This window comes from Pseudorhodoferax aquiterrae (assembly GCF_014652235.1).
GTDB lineage: Bacteria > Pseudomonadota > Gammaproteobacteria > Burkholderiales > Burkholderiaceae_C > Pseudorhodoferax > Pseudorhodoferax aquiterrae.
Genome location: NZ_BMYK01000020.1, coordinates 37,966 through 61,538, shown reverse-complemented (window position 1 = coordinate 61,538; position 23,573 = coordinate 37,966). Strand labels below are relative to the sequence as shown.

General features: G+C 71.2%; 23 protein-coding genes. 17 read left to right on the top strand and 6 right to left on the bottom strand.

Annotated features, from left to right (window positions below):
- Positions 1 to 24 precede the first annotated feature (24 nt).
- Positions 25 to 2,604 carry an alpha-ketoglutarate dehydrogenase gene (gene mdeB / locus IE209_RS24050; RefSeq protein ID WP_189689418.1) on the bottom strand — a complete coding sequence of 860 codons (2,580 nt, stop codon included), beginning with the start codon at positions 2,602 to 2,604 and terminating at the stop codon, positions 25 to 27.
- Between the two features lie 132 nt (positions 2,605 to 2,736).
- Here mdeB and IE209_RS24045 point away from each other — a divergent pair, with 132 nt between their 5' ends.
- Genes IE209_RS24045 through IE209_RS24030 form a run of 4 tightly spaced genes read left to right on the top strand, consistent with a single transcriptional unit; the run spans position 2,737 to position 6,308 of the window.
- The gene (locus tag IE209_RS24045; protein ID WP_189689417.1) at positions 2,737 to 3,204 is read left to right on the top strand and encodes an Lrp/AsnC family transcriptional regulator; all 468 of its coding nucleotides are present in this window, start codon (positions 2,737 to 2,739) and stop codon (positions 3,202 to 3,204) included.
- Between the two features lie 54 nt (positions 3,205 to 3,258).
- Entirely contained in the window at positions 3,259 to 4,083 is an 825-nt protein-coding gene (gene panC, locus IE209_RS24040; RefSeq protein WP_189689416.1) for a pantoate--beta-alanine ligase, read from the top strand.
- Positions 4,084 to 4,088: 5 nt separating this feature from the next.
- Positions 4,089 to 5,282, top strand: coding sequence for a M20 aminoacylase family protein (locus tag IE209_RS24035; protein ID WP_189689415.1), 1,194 nt, complete (start codon positions 4,089 to 4,091; stop codon positions 5,280 to 5,282).
- A 60-nt stretch (positions 5,283 to 5,342) separates the two neighbouring features.
- Positions 5,343 to 6,308, top strand: coding sequence for a tripartite tricarboxylate transporter substrate binding protein (locus IE209_RS24030; RefSeq protein ID WP_189689414.1), 966 nt, complete (start codon positions 5,343 to 5,345; stop codon positions 6,306 to 6,308).
- 6 nt (positions 6,309 to 6,314) lie between these two features.
- Here IE209_RS24030 and IE209_RS24025 read toward each other — a convergent pair whose 3' ends face one another.
- Positions 6,315 to 7,226 carry a helix-turn-helix domain-containing protein gene (locus IE209_RS24025; RefSeq protein WP_189689413.1) on the bottom strand — a complete coding sequence of 304 codons (912 nt, stop codon included), beginning with the start codon at positions 7,224 to 7,226 and terminating at the stop codon, positions 6,315 to 6,317.
- Positions 7,227 to 7,338: 112 nt separating this feature from the next.
- Between IE209_RS24025 and IE209_RS24020 the strand changes: the two genes are divergently transcribed.
- The 4 genes from IE209_RS24020 to IE209_RS24005 all read left to right on the top strand — a co-directional run bounded on the left by IE209_RS24020 (position 7,339) and on the right by IE209_RS24005 (position 11,379).
- Positions 7,339 to 8,196, top strand: coding sequence for an SDR family NAD(P)-dependent oxidoreductase (locus tag IE209_RS24020; protein ID WP_189689412.1), 858 nt, complete (start codon positions 7,339 to 7,341; stop codon positions 8,194 to 8,196).
- Positions 8,197 to 8,283: 87 nt separating this feature from the next.
- Complete coding sequence (locus IE209_RS24015) at positions 8,284 to 10,035, top strand: FAD-dependent oxidoreductase (RefSeq protein ID WP_189689411.1); 1,752 nt, start codon at positions 8,284 to 8,286, stop codon at positions 10,033 to 10,035.
- The gene (locus tag IE209_RS24010; RefSeq protein ID WP_189689410.1) at positions 10,025 to 10,357 is read left to right on the top strand and encodes an NIPSNAP family protein; all 333 of its coding nucleotides are present in this window, start codon (positions 10,025 to 10,027) and stop codon (positions 10,355 to 10,357) included. The genes IE209_RS24015 and IE209_RS24010 overlap by 11 nt, the downstream gene beginning before the upstream one ends.
- Positions 10,358 to 10,386: 29 nt before the next feature.
- Entirely contained in the window at positions 10,387 to 11,379 is a 993-nt protein-coding gene (locus IE209_RS24005) for a Bug family tripartite tricarboxylate transporter substrate binding protein (protein WP_189689409.1), read from the top strand.
- Between the two features lie 3 nt (positions 11,380 to 11,382).
- Here IE209_RS24005 and IE209_RS24000 read toward each other — a convergent pair whose 3' ends face one another.
- Positions 11,383 to 11,862: a GFA family protein gene (locus IE209_RS24000; RefSeq protein WP_189689408.1), complete on the bottom strand. Its 480-nt coding sequence runs from the start codon at positions 11,860 to 11,862 to the stop codon at positions 11,383 to 11,385.
- 4 nt (positions 11,863 to 11,866) lie between these two features.
- Positions 11,867 to 12,841: a Bug family tripartite tricarboxylate transporter substrate binding protein gene (locus tag IE209_RS23995; RefSeq protein WP_189689407.1), complete on the bottom strand. Its 975-nt coding sequence runs from the start codon at positions 12,839 to 12,841 to the stop codon at positions 11,867 to 11,869.
- A gap of 98 nt (positions 12,842 to 12,939) precedes the next feature.
- Here IE209_RS23995 and IE209_RS23990 point away from each other — a divergent pair, with 98 nt between their 5' ends.
- The 6 genes from IE209_RS23990 (at position 12,940) to yfiB (ending at position 19,012) form a co-directional block, all read left to right on the top strand.
- Positions 12,940 to 13,683, top strand: coding sequence for an alanyl-tRNA editing protein (locus IE209_RS23990; RefSeq protein ID WP_189689406.1), 744 nt, complete (start codon positions 12,940 to 12,942; stop codon positions 13,681 to 13,683).
- 56 nt (positions 13,684 to 13,739) lie between these two features.
- A complete protein-coding gene (locus IE209_RS23985; protein WP_189689405.1) occupies positions 13,740 to 15,881 on the top strand; it encodes a protein-disulfide reductase DsbD family protein in 2,142 nt (713 codons plus the stop codon).
- 23 nt (positions 15,882 to 15,904) lie between these two features.
- Positions 15,905 to 16,549 carry a thioredoxin family protein gene (locus IE209_RS23980; protein ID WP_189689404.1) on the top strand — a complete coding sequence of 215 codons (645 nt, stop codon included), beginning with the start codon at positions 15,905 to 15,907 and terminating at the stop codon, positions 16,547 to 16,549.
- Between the two features lie 161 nt (positions 16,550 to 16,710).
- Positions 16,711 to 17,199, top strand: coding sequence for a regulatory sequestration protein YfiR (yfiR, locus tag IE209_RS23975; RefSeq protein ID WP_189689403.1), 489 nt, complete (start codon positions 16,711 to 16,713; stop codon positions 17,197 to 17,199).
- Positions 17,196 to 18,500, top strand: coding sequence for a diguanylate cyclase DgcN/YfiN (gene dgcN / locus IE209_RS23970; protein WP_229883018.1), 1,305 nt, complete (start codon positions 17,196 to 17,198; stop codon positions 18,498 to 18,500). Before yfiR ends, dgcN begins: the two co-directional genes overlap by 4 nt.
- Positions 18,500 to 19,012 (top strand): outer membrane lipoprotein YfiB, encoded by a 513-nt coding sequence (gene yfiB, locus IE209_RS23965; RefSeq protein ID WP_189689402.1) that lies wholly within the window; start codon positions 18,500 to 18,502, stop codon positions 19,010 to 19,012. The genes dgcN and yfiB overlap by 1 nt, the downstream gene beginning before the upstream one ends.
- Before the next feature lie 16 nt (positions 19,013 to 19,028).
- Here yfiB and IE209_RS23960 read toward each other — a convergent pair whose 3' ends face one another.
- Positions 19,029 to 19,742 carry a YggS family pyridoxal phosphate-dependent enzyme gene (locus IE209_RS23960; RefSeq protein WP_189689401.1) on the bottom strand — a complete coding sequence of 238 codons (714 nt, stop codon included), beginning with the start codon at positions 19,740 to 19,742 and terminating at the stop codon, positions 19,029 to 19,031.
- Positions 19,743 to 19,783: 41 nt separating this feature from the next.
- Between IE209_RS23960 and IE209_RS23955 the strand changes: the two genes are divergently transcribed.
- Genes IE209_RS23955 through IE209_RS23945 form a run of 3 tightly spaced genes read left to right on the top strand, consistent with a single transcriptional unit; the run spans position 19,784 to position 22,631 of the window.
- Positions 19,784 to 20,827, top strand: a complete 1,044-nt coding sequence (locus tag IE209_RS23955) for a type IV pilus twitching motility protein PilT (protein WP_145551226.1) — start codon at positions 19,784 to 19,786, stop codon at positions 20,825 to 20,827.
- A 21-nt stretch (positions 20,828 to 20,848) separates the two neighbouring features.
- Positions 20,849 to 21,517: a cyclic nucleotide-binding domain-containing protein gene (locus tag IE209_RS23950; protein ID WP_189689400.1), complete on the top strand. Its 669-nt coding sequence runs from the start codon at positions 20,849 to 20,851 to the stop codon at positions 21,515 to 21,517.
- A complete protein-coding gene (locus IE209_RS23945; protein WP_189689399.1) occupies positions 21,495 to 22,631 on the top strand; it encodes a PilT/PilU family type 4a pilus ATPase in 1,137 nt (378 codons plus the stop codon). Before IE209_RS23950 ends, IE209_RS23945 begins: the two co-directional genes overlap by 23 nt.
- On the opposite strand, the gene IE209_RS23940 is transcribed toward IE209_RS23945, so the two are convergent.
- A complete protein-coding gene (locus IE209_RS23940; protein ID WP_189689398.1) occupies positions 22,628 to 23,530 on the bottom strand; it encodes a LysR substrate-binding domain-containing protein in 903 nt (300 codons plus the stop codon). The genes IE209_RS23945 and IE209_RS23940 overlap by 4 nt on opposite strands.
- Positions 23,531 to 23,573 lie beyond the last annotated feature (43 nt).

The window sequence follows — 23,573 nt, the reverse complement described above, 5'->3', positions numbered from 1 at the left end:
AAACCCCGCCTCGGCGGGGTTTTTTTATGCCTGCAGAGCAGCCCGCGCCGCCTTGGCGATGGCCGCTGCGTCGACGCCGAAGAAGCGGCGCAGCGCGGCCCGCGTGTCGCTGCGGCCGAAGCCGTCCGTGCCCAGCGTCGTATAGCTGCGCGATGCAGGCACGCCCGCACGCAGGCACTCCGGCACGGCACGCACATAGTCGCTGGCGGCGACGATGGGACCCTGGCCGGCCACCAGTTGTGCCAGCGTCGCCTGGCCGGCCGGGCGCGCGAGCTCGCTCCAGCTCGTGATGCTCAGCACTTCGCTGCCGATGCCGTCCGACGCCAGTTGTTCGGCCGCCTTGATCACCTCGGTCAGGATCGCGCCCGAGCCCATCAAGGTCACGCGCTTGCCATCCTGCGGACCGTACACGCCGAAACGGTAGCCGCCGCGCACCACGCCCTGTGCCGCGCCCTCGGGCAGGCTGGGCTGGGCGTAGTTCTCGTTCATGAGCGTCACGTAATAGAAGACGTCCTGCTGCTCGAGCAGCATCTCGCGCATGCCGGCATCGACGATCACGGCCATCTCGCCTGCGAAGGCCGGGTCGTAGGCCTTGCAGTTGGGGATGGTCGCGGCCACCAGGTGGCTGCTGCCGTCCTGGTGCTGCAGGCCCTCGCCGCCCAGCGTGGTGCGGCCCGAGGTCGCGCCGAGCAAGAAGCCGCGTGCGCGCTGGTCGGCCGCGGCCCAGATCGCATCGCCCACGCGCTGGAAGCCGAACATCGAGTAGTAGATGTAGAACGGCAGCATGGCCAGGCCGTGCACGCTGTAACTGGTCGCCGCGGCGGTCCAGCTGGCGATGGCACCGGCCTCGCTGATGCCTTCCTCGAGGATCTGCCCGTCCAGCGCCTCGCGGTAGGACAGCACCGAGCCGATGTCCTCGGGCGCGTAGCGCTGGCCCACGCTGCTGTAGATGCCGACCTGCTTGAACAGGTTGGCCATGCCGAAGGTGCGGGCCTCGTCGGCCACGATGGGCACGATGCGCGGGCCCAGCTGCGGGTCCTTGAGCAACTGGCCCAGGAGGCGCACGAAGGCCATGGTCGTGCTCATCTCCTTGCCTTCGGCCGCCAGCGCGAACTGCGCGTAGCTGGCCAGCGGCGGCACCGGCGGCGCATCGCACGCCGTCTCGCGCCGCGGCAGGAAGCCGCCCAGCGCCGCCCGGCGCTCGCGCAGGTAGACCATCTCGGGGCTGTCCTCGGCCGGCTTGTGGAAGGCCAGCGAGGTGGCCTGCTCGTCGCTCAAAGGCAGGTCGAAGCGGTTGCGGAACGCGATCAGGTCGGTCTCGTCCAGCTTCTTCTGTGAGTGCGTGGTCATGCGGCCCTGCCCCGCCGTGCCCATGCCATAGCCCTTCTTGGTGTGGGCCAGCACCACGGTGGGCTGGCCACGGTGCGCAGCAGCGGCGGCATAGGCCGCATGGATCTTCACGAGGTCGTGGCCGCCGCGACGCAGGCGGTCGATCTGCTCGTCCGTCATGCCCTGGGCCAGGCGCTGCAGCGCCTCGTCCTGGCCAAAGAAGTGCTCGCGGTTGTAGCGCCCGTCCTTGGCCGCGAAGGTCTGCATCTGGCCGTCCACGGTGTGGGCGAAGGCACGCAGCAGCGCACCCTGCTGGTCGCGCGCGAACAGGCCGTCCCAGTCGCTGCCCCAGACCAGCTTGACGACGTTCCAGCCGGCGCCGGCGAACAGCTGCTCGAGCTCGTCGATGATGCGGCCATTGCCGCGCACCGGGCCGTCCAGGCGCTGCAGATTGCAGTTGACGACCCAGACCAGGTTGTCCAGCTTCTCGCGCGCGGCCAGCGTCAGCGCACTCATGGACTCGGGCTCGTCCATCTCGCCGTCGCCGAACACGCCCCAGACCTTGCGGCCTGTGCAATCGAGCAAATTGCGGTGCGTGAGGTAGCGCATGAAGCGCGCGTGGTAGATCGAGCTGATCGGCCCGATGCCCATGGAGCCGGTCGGGAACTGCCAGAAGTCCGGCATCAGCCAGGGGTGCGGGTAGCTCGACAGCCCGCGCGCGCCGGCCTCGGGCGCCACGATCTCCTGGCGGTAGTGCATGAGGTCGGCCTCGTTGAGCCGGCCTTCGAGGAAGGCGCGCGCGTAGACACCCGGCGCGCTGTGGGGCTGGAAGAACACGAGGTCGCCGCGGTGGCGCGCGTCCCTCGCGTGAAAGAAGTGGTTGAAGCCGACCTCGAACAGGTCCGCCGCACTGGCATAGCTCGCGATGTGGCCACCCAGCTCGCCATAGGCCTGGTTGGCGCGCACCACCATGGCCAGCGCGTTCCAGCGCATCAGCGAGGCCAGCCGCTCCTCGATCGCCAGGTCGCCCGGAAAGCGGGGCTGCTGTTCCACGGCGATGGTGTTGGCGTAGGGCGTGGCCAGCTCGGGTTTCCAGCCGATGCGCCGGGCACGGGCCATCCGGGCGAGCTCATCGAGCATGAAGCGGGCCCGCTCCGGCCCGCCCGAGGCCAGCAGCGCGGAGAAGGCGTCGCGCCATTCCTGCGTTTCCTGCGGATCGATGTCGCCTGCTGCGGGCGTCTGCAGCAGCTGGGCCAGCGAGTGGGGTGCGTTCATGGCGGACGGAAGAAGCGAGTCGAGGAATGGCCGCACTCTAGGCGCAAATGCGCCGAAGATGTTGCCAAGATGCATGGCGCAACGCGCCGACGCAGCACAGAATGCCGTCGAACCCGAGAACGGAGGCACAAAATGAATCTGGATGCCACGGACCTGCGCATCCTGGACGAATTGCAGCGCGACGGCGCCCTGTCCAACGTGGAGCTCGCGCGGCGCGTGCACCTGTCGCCATCGCCTTGCCTGGCACGCGTGAAGGCGCTGCAGGCCGCCGGCATCATCACCGGCTATGTGGCGCTGGCCGACCCGGCGCTGCTGGGCCTGGGCCTGAACGTGTTCATCTCCATCAGCCTGACGCGCCAGAGCAAGGAGGCGCTGGCCGATTTCGAGCACCGCATCGCGTTGCACGAAGAGGTCATGGAGTGCTACCTCATGACCGGCGACAGCGACTACCTGATCCGCGTGGCCGTGGCCGACATCGCGGCGCTGGAGCGCTTCATCCTGGAGCAGCTCACCCCCATCCCCGGCATCGAGAAGATCCGCTCGAGCTTCGCGCTCAAGCAGGTCCGCTACAAGACGGCGCTGCCGCTGCCGCGCCGCTGAGGCCCCATCCGGCACACTTGCGGCCTTTGACCGTCCGAGAAGGAGACACGACGCATGCATGTGATCCACCGCATCGCCGAACTGCGCGAGGCATTGGGCACCGGCCCCCGCCCCGCCTTCGTGCCCACCATGGGCAACCTGCACGAAGGCCACCTGGCCCTGGTGCGCCAGGCCAGGGCCAGCGGCCGCCCCGTGGTGGCCAGCATCTTCGTGAACCGGCTGCAGTTCGCCCCGCACGAGGACTTCGACCGCTATCCCCGCACCCTGCCGCGCGACAGCGAACTGCTGGCCGGCGCCGGCTGCGACTTCGTCTTCGCCCCCGACGAGGCCGAGATGTATCCCGCGCCGCAGGCCTACAAGGTGGCGCCGCCGGCGGCGCTGGGCGACATCCTCGAAGGCCACTTCCGGCCCGGCTTCTTCACCGGCGTGTGCACGGTGGTCATGAAGCTGTTCCAGATCGTCCAGCCCGGACTGGCCCTGTTCGGCAAGAAGGACTACCAGCAACTGCGCGTGATCGAAGGCATGGTGCGCGACTTCGCCATGCCGATCGAGGTGCATGGCGGCGAGACCGTGCGCGCCGACGATGGCCTGGCCCTGTCGTCCCGCAACGGCTACCTCAGCGCCAGCGAACGTGGCGAAGCACTGATGCTGCGCCGCCAGTTGCTGGCCGTCGTCGAGGCCGTGCGTGCCGACCCGGGCCGCAGCACAGCCGCCGAGCAGGCCGCCATGCAGGCGCTGCAGGCGCAAGGGTGGCAACCCGACTACGTGGCCGTGCGGCGACGCAGCGACCTGCTTGCGCCGCAGGGCGACGAGGCCCGCGTGGTGCTGGCCGCGGCCAAGCTGGGCCATACGCGCCTGATCGACAACCTGGAGTTCTGAATCCCATGCCCATCCTCGACGCCTTCGCCGACACCAGCCGCTTCCGCGCCCTGCGGCGTGACATCCATGCCCACCCCGAGCTCGGCTTCGAGGAACACCGCACCAGCACGCTGGTGGCCGACCTGCTGACCGAATGGGGCATCGCCGTGCACCGCGGCATCGCGGGCACGGGCCTGGTCGGCGTGCTACGCGGCGCGCGGCCCGACAACGGGCGGACCATCGGCCTGCGTGCCGACATGGACGCGCTGCCGCTGCAGGAGGTCAACGGCTTCGACCACCGCTCGCGCCACGACGGCCGCATGCACGCCTGCGGCCACGACGGCCACACCGCCATGCTGCTGGCCGCGGCCTGGCAGCTCGCGCAGCGGCGCGACTTCGCCGGCACCGTGCATTTCATCTTCCAGCCGGCCGAGGAGATGGGCAAGGCCGGTGCACGCAAGATGATCGACGAAGGCCTGTTCGAGCGCTTTCCGTGCGACGCGGTGTTCGCGCTGCACAACTTCAATCTCGGCCAGGTCGGCAACTTCGCGCTGAACCATGGCGCGCTGATGGCGTCCAGCAACACCTGGCGCATCACCGTGCGCGGCCGCGGCACGCACGCCTCCATGCCCCACACGGGCCTGGACCCGGTCGGCGCCGTGCTCGAGATCGCCCAGGCGCTGCGCAGCCTGGTCGCGCGCACCATTCCGAGCACCGAACGCGCGCTGCTCGCCGTCACGCAGATCCAGGGGTCGGACGCGCCCAACGTCATCCCCGACGAAGCCTGGGTCGGCGGCACGGTGCGGACCTTCTCGGTCGATGCGCTGGACAAGATCGAGGCGCGCCTGCGCCACCTGGCCACCCACATCGCGCAGGCACACGAGTGCGAGGCCCAGGTGATGTTCCGGCGCGCCTCGCCGCCGGTCGTGAACCACCCGGCCGAAGCGCGCTTCGCGGCCGAGGTCATGCGCGAGATCGTCGGCGACGCCCTGGTCGACGAGAACCTGCCCGGGGTGCTGGGCGCAGAGGACTTCGCCCACATGCTCATGGAACGGCCCGGCTGCTATGCCTTCCTGGGCAACGGCGACGGCGACCACCGCATGGCCGGCCACGGACCGGGGCCGTGCATCATCCACAACACCTCGTTCGACTTCAACGACGAGATCATCCCGATCGGCGCGAGCTACTTCGTGCGGCTGGCCGAACGCTGGCTGGCCTGACTTTGCAGGCTGGCGCCGTTCTTGCAAAACCTGCCGTTTCCCCACCCCAGGAGTCGCCCCATGTTCCGCCACACCCTCCCGCGCCTGCTGCCGCTGCTGACGGCCGCCCTGCTGTCCGCCGCGCTGCCGGCCCAGGCCCAGCGCGTCGTGCGCATCGTCGTGCCCTTCGGCACCGGCGCGGTGCAGGACACCATCGCGCGCGCGATCAACAACGAACTCGGCCAGGCCCTGGGGGCCAGCGTGATCGTGGAGAACCGGGCCGGCGCGGGCGGCAGCGTGGGCTCGTCCTACGTGGCCAAGTCCGCGCCCGACGGCAACACGCTGGTGCTGGCCGCGGCCAGCCACCACATCGTCGGCCATCTCTACAAGAAGCTCGACTACGACCCGCTCAAGGACTTCGTCGGCGTGGGCTACATCGGCAACTCGGGCTATGCCATCGTCGCCAACGCGGCGCTGGGGGCCGGCAACACGCGCGAGTTCATCGCCGCCGTCAAGGCCAGGCCCGGTGCCACCAACTACGCCTCGGCCGGCAACGGCAGCGCCACGCATCTGGGCATGGCCTCGTTCGTGGCCATGGCCGGGCTGGACATGCAGCACATCCCGATGAAGTCCACGGGCGATGCCGTCAACGAGGTGCTGGCCGGGCGCGTGCAGGCCGTGACCTCCTCGCTGATCGGTGTGATGGGCTACAAGGACGACCCGCGCGTGAAGTTCATCGCCTACACGGGCAAGCAGCGCTCGCGCTTCCTGCCGGAGTTGCCCACCGCAGCCGAGAGCGGCCTGCCCGGCTACAGCTTCGATTCGTGGATCGGCCTGCTGGCACCGGCCGCGCTGCCGCGCGCCGAGCGCGACAGGCTCAACGCGGCCTTGCAGAAGACGCTCGCCGATCCGGCCGTGCAGGAGCGGCTGGCGCGGCTCGGCGTGGAGTCCGCCACCATGGCGCCCGACGCTTTCCAGCAGCTGCTGCGCGCGGACTGGGAGAACGCGGGCGCGATCGTCAAGGCCTCGGGCGCCAAGGTCGAGTAGCAGGCCTCACTGCGCCGCCAGCCGGGCCCGCGCCTGGGTGCGGAACTCGGTCGGCCGCCGCCCCGTGTGCTTCTTGAAGAAGCGGCCGAAGTAGGCCTCGTCCTGGAAACCCAGTTCGGCCGCGATCTGCTTGACCGACAGCGAGGAGTACACGAGTTCGCGCTCGGCTTCGTGCACCACGCGCGCATTGACCACGGCCTGCGCCGACGCTCCGAGCAGCTCGCGCGTGAGCCGCGTGAGCTGGCCCAGCGTGATGCCCAGCGCCTGCGCGTAGGCCTGCACGGTCAGGCGCTCGCGAAAGCGCGCATCCAGCAGCGCGCGGAAGCGCTCGATCTGCGCCGCCTTGCGCGAACGCGTGCTGTGCACGGCCCCGCTGGCCGAGGCCGCCACACGCGCCACCTGCACGAACAGCGCCGCCAGCAAGGCCATGCCGGCGCGCATGCCGCCGTCGGCCAGCAGTTGCTGCTCCCGGCCGATGGCTTCGAACAGCGGCGCCAGCACCTGGGCATGGCGGCTGTCCGGCGGCACGTCCAGCACCACCGGCCGGCGCAGGTGTTCCAGCAGCTGCGGCGCCGTCAACGCGGCCAGCGACTCCAGCGGCTTCTGCGCGGCCGTGATGACGGGCCCGTCGGTCGCAGGATGGAAGCTGAAGCCATGCACCGCGCGCGCCGGCACCACGATCAGGCAGGGCGGGCGCAACACCCAGCGCACGCCGTCGATGACGGCCTCGCCCTCGCCGCCCTGCGTGAGGTAGAGCAGCTGCACGAGGGCCTCGTGGAAATGCAGGTCGATCTCCCAATCGAACAGGCTGGAGCGTTCCGGAATGGTCTCCAGGTGCACGAGCTCGGCCCAGGCCGGCTGCTGGTCGCTGCTGCCGTACAGCGCGAAGCTGCGCACGGTGCCCGGTTCAGTGCGCATGGCGCGTTTCCTCCTGATGCACGGATTGTCCGGTTCATGGCCGGCTTTGTCGATTGAAGCGAATGGCCTGCAGCGCGATGCTAGAGCCCGTACCAAGACGGAGACAGCACCGATGACGCACAAGCCTTTCCATGCTCCCACGAACGAATCGTCCTCCCCTGCATGGCTGGGCCTCGCAGGCCGCGTGTGCGTGGTCAGCGGTGCAGGCAGCGGCATCGGCGCGGCCATCGCGCAGGGCTTCGCGGCCGCGGGGGCCCAGGTCGCGCTGCTGGACCGCGACATCGCGGGCGCGCGCCGCGTGGCCGGCGCGCTGGCCGAACAGGGCGCGCGCGTGCTGGCCGTCGAATGCGACATCGCCGACGAAGCCGCCGTGCAGGCGGCCGCACAGCAGGTGCGCCGCCAGCTCGGCCCGGCCACAGCGCTCGTCAACAACGCCGGCCTGCTGCGTCCGGGTGCGCTGGCCGCCGTCTCCCTCGCCGAATGGAACGCCGTGCTGGCCGTCAACCTGACCGGCTATCTGCTGTGTGCGCGCGCCTTCGGTCAGGACATGCGCGAGGCCGGCCGCGGCAGCATCGTGCACGTGGCCTCGGTCTCCGCACTCCATCCGCAGACGGCCAGCGGCGCCTACAGCGCCAGCAAGGCCGGCGTGCGCCTGCTGTCGCGCCAGCTCGCGGCCGAATGGGGGCCGCAGGGCGTGCGCAGCAACGTGGTCTGCCCCGGCATGGTCCGCACGGCGCTGTCGGCCCGGTTCTATGCCGAGCCCGGCTTCGAGGCGCGCCGCGCCGCCGCCACCGCGAGCCGCCGCATCGGCGAGCCCCAGGACATCGCCGAGCCCGTGCTGTTCCTGGCCAGCGACCGCGCGGCTTACGTCAACGGCGCCGAACTCGTGGTCGACGGTGGCCTGGCCTGCATGCTGATGGACATGGTGCCGCGCCCCGGCTTCAACGACGAGGCGGCGCGCGCCGCCTGAACGCGCCCCTCCCCTCTTCCCGTTCCGCCCTTCCTTCCGCATGCCCAGGCATGCGGTGGCTTCGCACATCCCAAAGGAGACCTCAGCATGCCCCCTTCCGCTTCCGTCCCACAGGACCTGCTCTGCGACCTGCTGGTCGTCGGCTCGGGCGCCGGCGGCCTGTCCACCGCCATCACGGCCCGCAAGCTCGGCCTGGATGTGGTCGTCGTCGAGAAGGCCCCGGTCTTCGGCGGCACCACCGCGTTCTCGGGCGGCGTGCTCTGGATTCCGGGCAGCCGCCACGCGCCGGCCGGCGACACGCGCGCCGCCATGCGCACCTACTTGCGCGACCAGGCCGGCCGCTTCTTCGACGCGGACGCGGCCGAGGCCTTCCTCGAGCACGGCAGCGCCATGGTCGACTGGTTCGAGCGCGAAACCTGCGTGCGCTTCGTGCCCACGCTGTACCCGGACTACCACCCCGACGCGCCGGGCGGCGCGCAGGTCGGGCGCTCCATCCTGGCCGCGCCCTTCGACGCCAGCCAGCTCGGCCCCGATCTCGCGCGCCTGCGCCCACCGCTGGAGACCATTACCTTCATGGGCATGATGTTCAATTCTTCCAACGCCGACCTCAAGCACTTCTTCCGTGCCAGCAAGTCCCTGGTGTCGGCGCTGTACGTGGCCCGGCGGCTGGCGGCGCACTTCGTCGACCTGCTGCGCTGGCGGCGCGGCGTGCAGGTCACGAGCGGCAACGCGCTCGCCGCGCGGCTGGCCAAGAGCTGCTTCGACCTCGGCATTCCGATCCACACCGGCACCGAGCTGCGCGAGCTGCTGCAGGCCGAAGGCCGCACCGTCGGCGCGCGCGTGAGCACGCCGCAGGGCGAGCTGCGCATCAGCGCGCGGCGCGGCGTGGTGCTGGCCTGCGGCGGCTATGCGCACGACCGCGCGCGCACCGCCCAGCGCTACCCGCACCTGGCGCGCGGCGGCGAGCACCTCTCGCCCGTGCCGGCCGAGAACACCGGCGATGGCCTGGCCCTGGCCGAGCGCGCCGGCGGCCAGGTGGACATGCGCTTCGACGGCACCGGCGCCGCGGCCTGGATGCCGGTCTCGCGCGTGCCGCTGCCGGGCGGGCGCAGCGGCGTGTTCCCGCACCTGCTGGACCGCTACAAGCCCGGCGTGATCGGCGTGCTGCGCAATGGGCGGCGCTTCACGAACGAAGCCGACTCCTACCACGACGTGGGCGCGGCGCTGATCGAGGCCTGCGCGGGCGAACGCGAGACGGCCATGTGGCTGGTCTGCGACCAGACCGCCATCTCCAAGTACGGCCTGGGCTATGCCAAGCCCGCGCCCATGCCGCTGGGCGGCCTCGTCCGCCACGGCTATCTGTTCAAGGGCCGCACGCTGGCGGAGCTGGCCCGGGCCGCCGGCATCGACGGCGCCGGCCTGCAGGCCACCGTGGCGGCCTACAACCAGGGCGCCACGCAGGGCCAGGACCCGCAATTCGGCCGCGGCACCAACGCCTTCAACCGCTACCTGGCCGACCCGCAGCAGCAGCCCAACCCCTGCGTGGCACCGATCGCGCGCGGGCCCTTCTACGCGGTCAAGGTCCTCATGGGCGACCTCGGCACCTTCGACGGGCTGCGCACCAGCGTGGTCGGCGAAGTGCTGCGCGCCGACGGCAGTGCCATCGCGGGCCTGTATGCCGTGGGCAACGACCGCGCCAGCATCATGGGCGGCAACTACCCCGGCGCCGGCATCACGCTGGGCCCGGCCATGACCTTCGGCTGGCTCACGGCGCGCCACATCGCGGGCGACCTGCCAACCCGGGCCACCATGCCGCAGGAGCAGCGCCATGCCGCATAGGCCGCTCGTGGACCACCGCGTCTACACCATCCGCCTGCGCCGCATGGGCGAGTTCCTCGAGGTGTTCAACCGCCTGGCCATGCCGGTGCTGCTGCAGACGCTGGAGCACCCGGTCGGCTTCTACCTGAGCCAGGTCGGCCCGCAGAACCAGTTCGTGCACCTGTGGGCCTACGAGAGCCTGGCGGACTACGAACGCCGCAGCCAGGCCCGCGACGCGCACCCGGACTTCCCGGCCTACCTGGCTGCCTCCGAGCACCTGATCACGGCGCAGGAGACACGCCTGGTCCGTGCCGCCGCGATGCCGGCCTGGCCGGCCCGCTGACCCCCATCCTGCAACGACGGAGACACGCCATGAACGCCCACCGCTCCCCACTCTTCACCCGCCGCACGCTGCTGCGCGCCACGGCCGCCGCCGGCCTGCTGGCCGCCGGCAGCGGCCAGGCCCAGGACGCCTGGCCCGCCAGGCCGATCCGCTTCGTCGTCGGCTTTCCGGCCGGCGGCACCACCGACATCATGGCCCGCGTGGTCGGCCTGCCGCTGCAGAAGGCGCTGGGCCAGCCCATCGTCGTGGACAACCGGCCCGGCGCGAGCGGCAACATCGCGGCCAGCGAGACCATCCGCGCCGCGGCCGATGGCCATACCTTCATGGTCGCGCCGATCTCGGTGCAGACCGCCAATCCCTCGCTGTTCAAGCCCGCGCTGAACCCTGCGCGGGATCTGCAGCCCGTCGGCAGCCTGGGCTACGCCCAGCTCTACCTCGTGGCCCGCAAGAGCCTGCCGGCCAACAGCAGCACGCAGCTCGTCGCCCTGGCCAAGGCCGCGCCGGGCAAGCTCAGCTACGGCTCGGGCGGGCCCGGCACGCAGATGCACCTGGTCGGCGAACTGTTCAAGCAGCAGGCCGGCATCGACGTGGTCCACGTGCCCTACAAGGGCGCCGCGCCGGCGCTGCAGGACGTCCTGGCCGGCCAGATCGACTACTTCTTCGATCCGGCGGCGGGCCTGCAGCACATCCGCGAGGGGCGCGCCCGGCTGCTGGCCGTGAGCGGCACGCGGCGCTCGCCGTTCTTCCCCGACGTGCCCACGCTGACCGAGGCCGGCGTCCCCGGTGTGGAGCTCGGCAACTGGTTCGGCCTGTTCGCGCCGGCCCGCACGCCCCCGGCCATCGTCCAACGCATGGCCGCCGAAGTGGCCAAGACCTTGCAGCTGCCCGAGGTGCGCCAGCGCTTCGCCGAACTCGGCGTGGAGGCCATTGCGCAGGACGGCGCGAGCTTCGCCAGGACCATCGCCGACGAGACAGCCGTGCTGACGCCGCTGATCCGCGCGCGCGGGATCGCGGTCGACTGAGGCTCAGGCCCGCGCCGCGGCCCAGCGTGCGCGGGCCTCGGCCGACCAGACCTTGGCCGGATCGTAGAACTCCGGCACGGCCAATGCGCCCTCGGGCAGCGGCAGCCAGGTCTGGCGCGTGGACGTGAAGATGTGCACGTCGGGCGGCAGCCGCGCGGGCGCGTCCAGCGTGCCCACGCGCACGAAGCAGATGCGCTCGCCGGCGTTCGGGTAGTGGCTCCACAGCGCCACCTCGCAACGCGGGCAGCGCGCGATCTTCTGGTTCCTGCCACTCGCCGAGGGCGTCACGACCAGGTGGACCTCGCCTTGCAGCAGCGTGACGCGCGCGGCCTCGACCACGGCATTGACGACGAAGGGCCCGCCACTCTCGCGCTGGCACCAGGTGCAATGGCAGGCGTGCACGATCATCGGCGCCGAGGCCATGCGCAAGCGCACGAAGCCGCAGCTGCAACGGCCTTCGTGGCTGTCCGGGGCGTGTTCCATGGGCTCAGTCCAGCTGGATCTTGCGGTCGCGGATGAGCTTGGCCCACTTCTCGTTGTCGGCCCTGACGAACGCGGCGAAGGCCTCGGGGCCCTGGGAGTGCACCTCGGCGCCGGCGGCCGCGAACTTGGCCTGCACCTCCGGCATGGCCAGCACCCTGGCCAGGCCGGCGGCCAGCTTGTCGATCACCTCGCGCGGCAGGCCGGCCGGGCCGACCAGGCCCTGAAAGCCGATGGACTGCACGCCGGCCAGCCCCTGCTCGGCCACGGTGGCGACATCGGGCAGCTGCGGATCGCGCTTGGAACCCGTCACGGCCAGGGCCTTGAGCTTGCCGCCCTTGACCTGGGGCAGCAGCACGGTGCCCGCGTCGATCAGCAGCTGGGTCTGGCCGCCGATCAGGTCCTGTACGGCCGGCGCACTGCCCTTGTAGGGCACGTGCACGAGGTCCAGGCCCGTGACCTGGTTCAGCAGCTCGCCGTTCAGGTGGGTGGACGAGCCCTTGCCGGCCGAGGCGAAGTTGACCTGGCCGGGGTTGGCACGCGCCCAGGCCACGAACTCCTTGAGGTCGCGCGCCGGGTGGTCCGGCCGCGTGACCGCGATGTAGCTGCCCTGGCTGATCTGGCCCACGTAGCTGAAGCTGCGCAGCGGGTCGTAGGGCATCTTGGGTTGCAGGTAGGGCGCGATCGCGAACGGGCCGGTGTTGGCCAGCAGCAGCGTGTAGCCGTCGGGCGCGGCGCGTGTCAGTTCGGTGGCCGCCAGCAGGCCGCCGGCGCCGGGCTTGTACTCGACCACCATCTGCTGGCCCAGCAGCTCCTGCAGCGGCACCTGCACGGTGCGCGCCGCGAAGTCGATGCCGCCGCCGGGCGGAAAGCCGACGATGAGCTTGATGGGCTTGGCGGGCCAGGCCTGGGCGCGCACCACGGGTGCGAGCGCGGCGCCTGCCAGGCCCAGCAGCAGCGCACGGCGTTGTGGATGGGACATGTCTCCTCCTGGTTCTGGGTGTTCGGCCAGCATAGCAGCGCCCATGCGCCGGGCCGCCGACAATGGCGCCCCTGCCCGCACCACTGCCTTCTTGCACGATGACCCAGGATCTCTTCCGCCAGGACGCCCGCCTGCGCCAGACCGGCGCCACCATCACCGCCGTCGGCCCCGATGGCATCGTGCTCGACCGCACGGTGTTCTACCCGCTGGGCGGCGGCCAGGCCGGCGACACCGGCTGGCTGCTGCTGGCCGATGGCCAGCGCCTGGCCATCGCCGACACGCGCAAGGGCAAGGACGCCGAAGGCCGGCCCACGGCCGCGATCTGCCATGTGCCCGCGCCCGGCCAGGACGGGTTGCTGGCCCGCTGCACGGTGGGCGCGGCCGTGACGGCCGAGATCGACTGGGAGCGCCGCCACCGGCTCATGCGGTTCCACACCACCACGCACTTGCTGTGCCACCTCGTGGCCCAACCCGTGAACGGCTGCTCGATCACGGCCGATGCGGCGCGGCTGGACTTCCACACCGACCAGCCGCTGGACAAGGAAGCGCTCAGCGCCGGCATCGCGCGCCTGGTGGGCGCCGCGCTGCCCGTCACCGTGGGCGAGATCGCCGAGGCCGAGCTCGACGCCAACCCGGCCCTGGTCAAGAGCATGTCGGTCTCGCCGCCGCGCGGCACGGGCGCCGTGCGCACCATCCGCATCGGCGCCGAGGACCTGATCGACCTGCAGCCCTGCGGCGGCACCCATGTGGCCAACACGGCCGAGATCGGCGCCGTGGTGGTGACCAAGATCGAGAAGAAGGGCGCCATGGCGCGCCGCGTGGTGCTGGGTTTCGCGGCATGAGCGCGCGGAACTTTGCCCTCCGGCCCTGCTCCCATGGGCGGTTTTCCACGCATTCCATGCCGCAACGCCCTGCCCTCGCCCTGCTCCTGGCCAGCTGCGCCGCGCTGGCCGGCCCCGCGGCATGGGCCGACAGTGCCGTCGTGACCACGCCGCAGGTGCGCGCCGAGCTCGTGGCGCTGGCGCCGCAAGGCGTGGCGCCGGGCCAGCCGGTCTGGGTCGGCCTGTCGATCACCCACCAGCCCGAGTGGCACACCTACTGGAAGAATCCGGGCGACTCGGGCCTGCCGACCGAGCTGCGCTGGCAGTTGCCGGCCGGCGTGCAGGCCGGCGAGATCGCCTGGCCCGTGCCGCACAAGATCGCTATCGGCCCGCTGGCCAACTACGGCTACGAGAACACCGTGCTGCTGCCCGTCCCGCTGACCGTGGGGCCGGACTTTCAGGCCAGCAGCGGGCAGCTGCAGCTCAAGCTCAGCGCGTCCTGGCTGGTCTGCCGCAAGGAGTGCATTCCCGAAGAGGGCGAGTTCACGCTGGATCTGCCCGTGCAGGGCGCCACCGCCTTGCACCAGGCCGCGTTCGACGCGGCCGCCGCCGCCCATCCCCAGGCCTTGCCCGCGGGCAGCACGGTGGACATCGTCGATGGCAAGACCCTGGCCGTGTCGGTGCGCGGCCTGCCCGCAGCCGTGCAGGGCAGGACCCTGGAGTTCTTCCCCGAGACCGCCGAGGTCATCCAGACAGCCGGCGCCTGGACCCAGGCCTGGGACGGCGCCGTCTGGACCGCGCGCGTGCCGCTGTCGGACCAGCGCAGCCAGAGCCCGGCCGTGATGCCCGTGGTGCTGGCACTGGACGTCGACGGCCGGCGCCAGGGCTGGCGTGCGGAAGCCGCCGTGGCCGGCCCCTGGCCGCAGGGCGCGGCCGTCGCGACGGTGTCGCCCGCATTGAGCGCCGCACTCGAGGCCAACGCGGCCGCCCAGCCGCCCGTCGACGCGGGCCGGCCGATCGGCCTGGCCGCCGTGCTGGTGGGGGCGCTGCTGGGCGGATTGATCCTGAACTTCATGCCCTGCGTGTTCCCGGTGCTGGCCATCAAGATGCTGGGCTTTGCGCGCCATGCCGGCGAACAGCGCGCGCTGCGGCTGCATGGCCTGGCCTACAGCGCGGGCGTGGTGCTGTCGTTCGTGGCGCTGGCCGGCCTGCTGCTGGGGCTGCGCGCTGCCGGCGAGCAACTCGGCTGGGGCTTCCAGCTGCAATCGCCGGGCGTGGTGGCGGCGCTGGCCGTGCTGTTCACGCTGTTCGGGCTGAACCTGGCCGGCCTGTTCGAGTTCGGCCACCTGCTGCCCTCGCGCCTGGCCTCGGCCCAGGCGCGCCACCCGGTCGCCGACGCCTTCCTGTCCGGCGTGCTGGCCGTGGCCATCGCCTCGCCCTGCACGGCACCGTTCATGGGCGCCTCCATGGGCGTCGCCGTGGGCCTGCCGACGGCCCAGGCGCTGGCGGTGTTCGCGGTACTGGGCCTGGGCATGGCGCTGCCCTTCCTGCTCGCCAGCCTGGTGCCGGCCGTGGTGCGCTGGCTGCCGCGGCCCGGCCCCTGGATGGACGTGTTCCGACGCTGCATGGCCTTCCCGATGTTCGCCACTGTGGCCTGGCTGGTCTGGGTGCTGGGCCAGCAGACCGGCATCGACGGTGCCGCCGCGCTGCTGCTGCTGCTGGTGGCGCTGGCCGCCGTGGTCTGGGCGCTGGGCCTGGCGGGCCGCGCCCGCTGGGTCATGGGCACGCTGTCGCTGCTGCTGGCCGTGGCCATGCTGGGCCTGCTCGGGCCGGCCGTGCTGCGCCCCGTGGAGGCGGCCACGCCCGTGGCCACCGCCGGCGCGCGCTGGCAGCCCTGGGCGCCCACGCAGGTGCAGCAGGCGCTGGCCCAGGGCCGGCCCGTGTTCGTGGACTTCACGGCCGCCTGGTGCGTGACCTGCCAGTACAACAAGCGCACGGCGCTGGCCGACCAGCGCGTGCTGGCCGACCTGGACGCCAAGAACGTGCAGCTGCTGACGGCCGACTGGACGCGGCGCGACCCGGCCATCACGGCGGCCTTGCGCGACCTGGGCCGCAGCGGCGTGCCGGTCTATGTGCTGTACCGCCAGGGCCGCGCGCCCGTGGTGCTGTCCGAGATCCTGAGCGTGGCCGAACTGCGCGCGGCCATCGCGACCCTCTAATCCCCACCGAAGGAGTCGATCCGATGACCATCTCCGCGACCCGCCCCCTCCTGCAGCGCCGCACGGCCATGCTGGCCGCCCTCGCCGCCAGTGCCAGCTTGCTCGCCGGCACGGCGCATGCAGCGGCCGCCGTCGGCCAGCCCGCACCCGCCTTCACGCTGACCGACACCAGCGGCAAGACGCGCACGCTGGCCGAGTTCAAGGGCAAGACCGTGGTGCTGGAATGGACCAACCCGGGCTGCCCTTTCGTGCGCAAGCACTACGACAGCGCCAACCTGCCCGGCCTGCAGAAGGAGTTCACGGCCAGGGACGTGGTCTGGCTCGCCGTCAACTCGACCGAGAAGGCCGCCTCGGACTACCTGCCGCCGCAGCAGCTGGCGCGCTGGATGCAGGACAAGTCCGGCACGCCCACGGCCACGCTGATGGACGAGGAAGGCAGCGTGGGCAAGGCCTATGGCGCGCGCACCACGCCGCACATGTACATCGTCAACCCGCAGGGCACGCTGGTCTACGCGGGCGGCATCGACTCCATCGCCTCGGCGCGGGCCAGCGACATCCAGACCGCCACCAACTACGTGCGCCAGGGTCTCAACGAGGCACTGGCCGGCAAGCCCATCAGCCAGGCCCAGACCGCGCCCTACGGCTGCACCATCAAGTACAAGAGCTGATCTCCGTCCGGTGGCCGCGACAGGCCGGCGTCAGAGGGGGCTGGTAGCATCTCGCGCTGCTTTCGCCGGGGCGTGAGAACGTCCCCTTACCCTGCATGTCTCCCGGCCAACACGCCGCCTCTCTCCTGCGACGCCACGGGCCGGCGCGCCTGGCCCTGCCGATGCTGCTCGCCCTCGTGCTGGCCCTCCCGGCCAGGGGCCAGCAGATCGGGCTGGACCTGCGCGACACCGTGACCCGCGTGCTGGCCTACACGCGCTGGCCCGTGCCCCCCGATCCCTTGCGCGTGTGCTTCGCCGGCACCAGCCCGCATGCCGAACGCCTGCAACAGCAGGGCATCGCCTGGCCGGGCGGCCCTGTGCTGCTGCGGCGGCTGGAAACCGGCCAGGCCGTCGCCAGCCAATGCGACGTGCTCTACGTCGGCGCGCTGGACATCGCCCAATGGCAGCAGCTGGCGCAGGAGTTGGAAGGCCAGCCGGTGCTGACGCTGTGCGAGCGCTCCACGCCCTGCCTGGCCAATGGCATGGTGCGGCTGGACATCGAACCTGCAGGACAGTCCGTGCGCTTCGAGATCAACCTCGATGCGCTGGCCCGCGGCAAGGTGCGCATCCATCCGCAGGTGCTGCGCCTGGGCCAGGAGCGCAAGCCATGAGCCCCGACCGGCCGCCTCGCGCGAAAGCCGGCATGCCCGCGCAGCCGGTGCGCCGCAGCCTGTTGCAGACCTTGCGGCGGGCCCATGTGCGCGTGGCCAGCATCAGCATGGCGGCCGTCGGCCTGGCGCTGCTGCTGGCAGCCGTGCTGGCGCTGCGCACCTACGCCAACAACCACCTGGAACTGGTGGCGCGTTCGATCGCCTACTCGGTCGAGGCGGCCGTGGTGTTCAACGACCGCGTGGCCGTCATGGAGCAGTTGGCGGTCATCGCCCAGCGCGAGTCGCTGCGCGAGGCCGAGCTGCGCGACCAGGCCGGCCATGTGCTGGCGCGCTACGAGCTTGCGGACCGGCAGCGCGCCGACGCGCTGCTGGAGGCGGCCGGCGAGCCGCTGGGGCGCCTGCTGATGCCGCAGCCAACCGTGGCCCCCGTGCTGGACCGCGGCCGCCAGATCGGCGAGGTGCGGCTGCGTGGCGACGGCGCGGTGTTCGCCCGCTTCCTGGCCACCGCCGCGACCGGCATCGCGCTGTGCCTGGTGCTCGCCGGGCTGGGCCTGCGCCTGCTGTCGCGGCGCATCCAGCGCGACATCGTGGAGCCCGTGCAGGCCTTGATCACCATGACGCACCGAGCGCGCGCGCAACGCGGCGGCCTGCAGCGCGCACCGGCGTCGCAGATCGCCGAGTTCCATGCCCTGGGTGAGGATTTCAACGCCCTCTTGGCCGAGATCGAGATGCAGCAGGCGCAGCTGGCGCAGGAGAACCGTTCGCTGACGCACCTGGCCAACCACGACAGCCTGACCGGCCTGTACAACCGCGCCTACTTCAGCCGCCGCCTGGCGCGCATCCTGCAGGACGCCCAGCTCCAGGGCGGCAGCATCGCCGTGCTGTACATGGACAACGACCGCTTCAAGGAAACCAACGACCGCTACGGCCATGCCGTGGGGGACCTGCTGTTGATCGAGGTGGCCGCACGCATCCGCGCGCAGCTGCGCGAGGGCGACACGGTGGCCCGGCTGGGCGGCGACGAATTCGCGGTGCTGCTGGCGCCGGTGCACCACCCGCAGGATGCGCTGCGCATCGCCGACAAGATCAACGCCGCCGTGGCGCTGCCCCTGTCCAAGCGGCACGAGCGCATCGTGCCCTCGGTCAGCATCGGCATTGCGCTGTATCCCCAGCATGGCCAGACCGCCGACCAGCTGCTGCGCGCGGCCGACCGCGCCATGTACGAAGCCAAGAAGAGCGGCCGGGGCACCAGCCGCCTGTTCGAAGGCGCCTATGTCGTGAGCGACATCTCGGAGTTGTGATGGAACTGCATTGGATGGCCTCGCGCCGCGCCTGCCTGCTCGGCGCGGCCTGGGGCAGCACCTGGCTGCTGGCGGCCTGCGCCGCACCGCCCGCCCCCCCGCCCGCACCGGCCCCGAGCCGGGAAGAGCAGCTGCGGGCACTGGGCTTTCGCCCGACCGACGAGGGCTGGGAGCTTTCGATCGCGGGCCGGATGCTGTTCGACAGCGACTCGGACGTGCTGGACGCCGAGGGCCAGGCCACGGCCGAACGGCTCGGGAGCCAGCTGGCCCAGCTGCAGATCACGCGCGTGCGCATCGAAGGCCATTCCGACAGCACTGGCAGCCAGGCCTACAACCTGGGCCTGTCCCTGCGCCGGGCCCAGGCCGTGCAGCGGGCCATGGTGGCCGCCGGACTGCGCGACGCCGACATCCAGACCGTGGGCCTGGGCAAGGCTGCGCCCGTGAACGACAACCGCACACCCGAGCAGCGCCAGCAGAACCGGCGCGTGGCCATCGTGCTGCCGGCGCAGTGAAACGAGACGGCGCGCCTCAGCGCGCGCCGAAGATTGCCGTGCCCACGCGCACCAGCGTGCTGCCCGCGTCGATGGCGGCCTCCAGATCGGCCGTCATGCCCATGGACAAGGTGTCGAACGCCGCCCCGCCGATGCCGGCCGCGCGCAGTTGCTCGAACAGGGCCCGCGCGCGCGCGTGCACGGCACGTTGGGCGTCGAAGCCGCTCTGCGGCTCGGGAATGGTCATGAGCCCGCGCAGTGCCAGCCGCGGCAGGGCGGCCACGGCGCGCGCCAGGTCCGGCACCTCCTCGGGCGCGACGCCGGACTTGGTGGTCCCGCCATCGATGTTGACCTGGATGCAGACCTGCAGCGGCCCCAGTTCGGCCGGCCGCTGCTCGGCCAGCCGCTCGGCGATCTTGAGCCGGTCCACGCTGTGCACCCAGTCGAAGTTGGCGGCGACCACGCGCGTCTTGTTGCTCTGCAGCGGCCCGATCAGGTGCCAGGCGACCTGCACGGGCCGTCCGCCCTCCGCCTCCCAGGCGCGCAGCGCTTCGATCTTCTGCACGCCTTCTTGCACGTAGTTCTCGCCGAAGGCGGCCTGGCCGGCGGCCATGGCCTCCAGGACACAGGGCAGCGGCATGGTCTTGGACACGGCCAGCAACTGCACGCTGTCCGCGGGGCGACCGGCACGCGCACAGGCTGTGGCGATGCGGTCACGCACTTGCTGGAGATTGTTACGTATGCTCGTCATAATTAGTTGGGCAAGAGTACCAAATCCACCCTAGGATTCCTGTGGACATCACCCAGCTGCTGGCCTTCACGGTCAAGAACAAGGCTTCGGATCTGCACCTGTCGGCCGGCCTGCCGCCGATGATCCGCGTGCATGGCGACGTGCGCCGCATCAACGTCGATCCGCTGGACCACAAGACGGTGCATGGCATGGTGTACGACATCATGAGCGACAGCCAGCGCAAGCACTTCGAGGAATTCCTGGAGATCGACTTCTCGTTCGAGATCGAGGGCCTGTCGCGCTTTCGGGTCAACGCCTTCAACCACAACCGCGGCGCCGGTGCGGTGCTGCGGACGATTCCGTCGAAGATCCTCACGCTGGAGCAGCTCAATGCGCCGCGCATCTTCGGCGAACTGGCGCTCAGGCCGCGCGGCCTGGTGCTCGTGACCGGCCCCACCGGCTCGGGCAAGTCGACCACATTGGCCGGCATGGTGAACCACCTCAACGAGAGCGAGTACGGCCACGTGCTGACGATCGAGGACCCGATCGAGTTCGTGCACGAGTCCAAGAAATGCCTGGTGAACCAGCGCGAGGTCGGGCCGCACACACTGTCGTTCGCGGCCGCGCTGCGTTCGGCGCTGCGCGAGGACCCGGACGCCATCCTGGTCGGCGAGCTGCGCGACCTGGAAACCATCCGCCTGGCCATGACGGCGGCCGAGACCGGCCACCTGGTGTTCGGCACGCTGCACACCTCCAGCGCGGCCAAGACCATCGACCGCATCATCGACGTGTTCCCGGCCGAGGAGAAGGAGATGGTGCGCGCCATGCTGTCCGAATCGCTGCAGGCCGTGATCTCGCAGACCCTGTGCAAGACCAAGGACGGCCAGGGCCGCGTGGCGGCGCACGAGATCATGCTGGGCACGCCGGCCATCCGCAACCTGATCCGCGAGGCCAAGGTGGCGCAGATGTACTCGACCATCCAGACCAGCCAGGCCGCCGGCATGCAGACGCTGGACCAGAACCTGACCGACCTGGTGCGGCGCAACGTCATCTCGCCGGCCGAGGCGCGCGGCAAGGCGAAGACGCCCGAGAACTTCCCCGGATGAGCGGGCGGCGCGCAAGCTCCCATGCGTAGCTGGTTCGGTTCCCTGCGCGGTGCATGGCCGGCGCGCGAGCGCACGGGCGACGGCGCCGAGCCGGGGCTGTTCGCTGCGCCACAGCCCGGCCCGGGCCACGAGGAAGCGGTGATGGTGCCCTGGGAAACGCGCGCCACCGAGATCGGCGCGCGCAGCATCCCCTTGGGCGCGGCCATCGCCCAGCTGCAGGCCCTGTGGGCGCGCGACCGCAACATGTCGCGCCTGGAAGCACAGGACATCGCGCAGATGGAGCGCTTCCTGCGCTTCGTGCGCGTCGGCAGCGGCCGCGTCGTCATCCACCAGCACGAGTTCGGCAACTTCATGGTGGTGCTGCTGCGCGGCAGCATCGCGGTGGACCGGCGCCAGCCCTGGGGCGAGTTGCTGCGCCTGGCCGAGAGCCGGCCGGGCGAGATCCTGGGCGAGATGTCGCTGCTGGACAGCGGCCAGCGCTTCTCCGCCTGCACCACGCTGACCGACTGCGAGATCGCCGTCTTGCCTGCCGACGGCCTGGACGAGATGATGGGCAAGGATCCACGGCTGGCGGCGGCGCTGATCGCCCTGCTGGCGCGCAAGCTCTCGTTGCGGCTGCGTGCCGTCAACGCCCGCCTCACGGACCGCCCGAACCAGGAAGCCCCCCATGGAACGCGATCAGGCCAGTAAGTTCATCAGCGACCTGTTGCGGCTGCTGATCACCCGCGGCGGCAGCGACCTGTTCGTCACGGCCGACTTCCCGCCCGGCATCAAGGTGGACGGCAAGATCGTCAAGGTCTCGGCGCAACCGCTGCTGCCGGCCCACACGATGGCGCTGGCGCGCGCCATCATGAACGACAAGCAGGCGGCCGAGTTCGAGCGCACCAAGGAGTGCAACTTCTCGATCTCGCCGGGCGGCATCGGCCGCTTCCGCGTCAACGCCTTCCTGCAGCAGGGCAAGGTCGGCCTGGTGCTGCGCGTGATCCCGGCCTCGGTGCCCACGCTGGACGGACTGGGCGTGCCCACCGTGCTCAAGGACATCGCCATGACCAAGCGCGGCCTGTGCATCATGGTGGGCGCCACCGGCTCGGGCAAATCGACGACGCTGGCCGCCATGGTGGACTGGCGCAACGAGAATTCGCACGGCCACATCATCACGGTCGAGGACCCGGTGGAGTTCGTGCACCCGCACAAGAACTGCGTGGTGACGCAGCGCGAGGTGGGCATCGACACGGAGAGCTGGGAGGCCGCGCTCAAGAACGCGCTGCGCCAGGCGCCCGACGTGATCCTGATGGGCGAGATCCGCGACCGCACGACCATGGACCAGGCCGTGGCCTTCGCCGAGACCGGCCACCTGTGCCTGGCCACGCTGCATGCCAACAACGCCAACCAGGCGATGGACCGCATCGTCAACTTCTTCCCCGAGGAGCGGCGCGCCCAGCTGCTGATGGACCTGTCGCTGAACCTCAAGGCCATCGTCTCGCAGCGCCTGGTGCCGCGCCAGGACGGCAAGGGTCGCGTGGCGGCGGTGGAAGTGCTGCTGAACTCCCCGCTGATCGCCGACCTCATCTTCAAGGGCGAGGTGGCCGGCATCAAGGAGATCATGAAGAAGAGCCGCAACCTGGGCATGCAGACCTTCGACCAGGCCTTGTTCGACGCCTTCGAGAGCTACCTGATCACCTACGAGGACGCGCTGCGCAACGCCGACTCGCTCAACGACCTGCGCCTGCAGATCAAGCTCAACAGCCAGCGCGCGCGCAGCAACGACCTGGCTGCGGGTACGGAGAACCTGACGATTCTCTAACCGGGCGCGAACGCGGCCTGCAGATGCGCCAGCATGGCGCGGATGCGCGGCGCCCGGTGCCGCTCGGCCAGCACCACGGCCTCGATGCCGTGCTCGCCCGGGTCCACGCAGGACGCCAGCACGGGCTGCAGCCGCCCCTGGCGCACCAGCGGCTCGGCCACCAGGTCGTTCAGGCGCGCGATGCCTGCACCGGCCAGTGCCAGCGCCACGACGGCGGCGCTGCAATCGGCCCGCAGCTGGCCCTGCACCGGCAGGCTGGGCGCCCCATGGAAGGTCCAGAGGTTGTGGCCCGGCACCGCGGTGTTGCCGATGAGCGCGTGCGTGGCCAGCTCGGCCACGTTGCGCGGCGCGCCATGCTGCGCGAGGTAGGCAGGCGCAGCGTACAGGCGCCGGCCATAGCGCGCCAGCGGCCGCACCACATGGTGGCCTGCGGGCGCCACGCCGGCCCGCACGGCGATGTCGATGCCCTCGTCGGCGATGCGGGCCAGGCGGTCGCCCAGGCACAGCTCCACCTGCAGGTCCGGATGGGCGGCGCGCAGGGCCGGCAGGCTGGGCACCACGACGTACTCGGCCAGCAGCCGGCTCAGCGCGAGCCGCAGCAGGCCCACGACGGCCGTTCGGCGGGGGGAGAGGCTGGCCTGCAGCGCACGGCGCTCGGCCAGCATGCGTCGCGCGTGTTCGAGGAACAGTTCGCCCTCGTCGGTGAGCGCCAGGCCATGCGTGCTGCGGTGCGCCAGGCGCAGGCCGCAGGCGGCCTCGATGCGGCCCAGCGCGCGCGAAACATTGCTGCTGGCCACGCCGCGCTCGCGCGCGACCTCGGACAGCGAACGCGTCGCCGCGATCCGGTCGAACAGCTCGAAGTCCTCGAAGCCCAGCTGGTCCATGCTTGTGCGTGCCATGCACAAGCATTGTGAAGGCGCGGGCGTGTCGCACGCACCGTGC

What these genes read in the sequence shown, in the direction of transcription:
- IE209_RS23960 (WP_189689401.1), bottom strand. Translation starts at nt 19,742, where the DNA reads ATGACGAGCATACGTAACAATCTCCAGCAAGTGCGTGACCGCATCGCC.
- dgcN (WP_229883018.1), top strand. Translation starts at nt 17,196, where the DNA reads ATGAGCCCCGACCGGCCGCCTCGCGCGAAAGCCGGCATGCCCGCGCAG.
- IE209_RS24015 (WP_189689411.1), top strand. Translation starts at nt 8,284, where the DNA reads ATGCCCCCTTCCGCTTCCGTCCCACAGGACCTGCTCTGCGACCTGCTG.
- IE209_RS23950 (WP_189689400.1), top strand. Translation starts at nt 20,849, where the DNA reads ATGCGTAGCTGGTTCGGTTCCCTGCGCGGTGCATGGCCGGCGCGCGAG.
- IE209_RS23980 (WP_189689404.1), top strand. Translation starts at nt 15,905, where the DNA reads ATGACCATCTCCGCGACCCGCCCCCTCCTGCAGCGCCGCACGGCCATG.
- panC (WP_189689416.1), top strand. Translation starts at nt 3,259, where the DNA reads ATGCATGTGATCCACCGCATCGCCGAACTGCGCGAGGCATTGGGCACC.
- IE209_RS24005 (WP_189689409.1), top strand. Translation starts at nt 10,387, where the DNA reads ATGAACGCCCACCGCTCCCCACTCTTCACCCGCCGCACGCTGCTGCGC.
- IE209_RS23945 (WP_189689399.1), top strand. Translation starts at nt 21,495, where the DNA reads ATGGAACGCGATCAGGCCAGTAAGTTCATCAGCGACCTGTTGCGGCTG.
- mdeB (WP_189689418.1), bottom strand. Translation starts at nt 2,604, where the DNA reads ATGAACGCACCCCACTCGCTGGCCCAGCTGCTGCAGACGCCCGCAGCA.
- IE209_RS24020 (WP_189689412.1), top strand. Translation starts at nt 7,339, where the DNA reads ATGACGCACAAGCCTTTCCATGCTCCCACGAACGAATCGTCCTCCCCT.
- yfiB (WP_189689402.1), top strand. Translation starts at nt 18,500, where the DNA reads ATGGAACTGCATTGGATGGCCTCGCGCCGCGCCTGCCTGCTCGGCGCG.
- IE209_RS23985 (WP_189689405.1), top strand. Translation starts at nt 13,740, where the DNA reads ATGCCGCAACGCCCTGCCCTCGCCCTGCTCCTGGCCAGCTGCGCCGCG.
- IE209_RS24035 (WP_189689415.1), top strand. Translation starts at nt 4,089, where the DNA reads ATGCCCATCCTCGACGCCTTCGCCGACACCAGCCGCTTCCGCGCCCTG.
- IE209_RS24045 (WP_189689417.1), top strand. Translation starts at nt 2,737, where the DNA reads ATGAATCTGGATGCCACGGACCTGCGCATCCTGGACGAATTGCAGCGC.
- IE209_RS23940 (WP_189689398.1), bottom strand. Translation starts at nt 23,530, where the DNA reads ATGGCACGCACAAGCATGGACCAGCTGGGCTTCGAGGACTTCGAGCTG.
- IE209_RS23990 (WP_189689406.1), top strand. Translation starts at nt 12,940, where the DNA reads ATGACCCAGGATCTCTTCCGCCAGGACGCCCGCCTGCGCCAGACCGGC.
- IE209_RS24000 (WP_189689408.1), bottom strand. Translation starts at nt 11,862, where the DNA reads ATGGAACACGCCCCGGACAGCCACGAAGGCCGTTGCAGCTGCGGCTTC.
- IE209_RS24025 (WP_189689413.1), bottom strand. Translation starts at nt 7,226, where the DNA reads ATGCGCACTGAACCGGGCACCGTGCGCAGCTTCGCGCTGTACGGCAGC.
- IE209_RS24030 (WP_189689414.1), top strand. Translation starts at nt 5,343, where the DNA reads ATGTTCCGCCACACCCTCCCGCGCCTGCTGCCGCTGCTGACGGCCGCC.
- yfiR (WP_189689403.1), top strand. Translation starts at nt 16,711, where the DNA reads ATGCTGCTCGCCCTCGTGCTGGCCCTCCCGGCCAGGGGCCAGCAGATC.
- IE209_RS23995 (WP_189689407.1), bottom strand. Translation starts at nt 12,841, where the DNA reads ATGTCCCATCCACAACGCCGTGCGCTGCTGCTGGGCCTGGCAGGCGCC.
- IE209_RS24010 (WP_189689410.1), top strand. Translation starts at nt 10,025, where the DNA reads ATGCCGCATAGGCCGCTCGTGGACCACCGCGTCTACACCATCCGCCTG.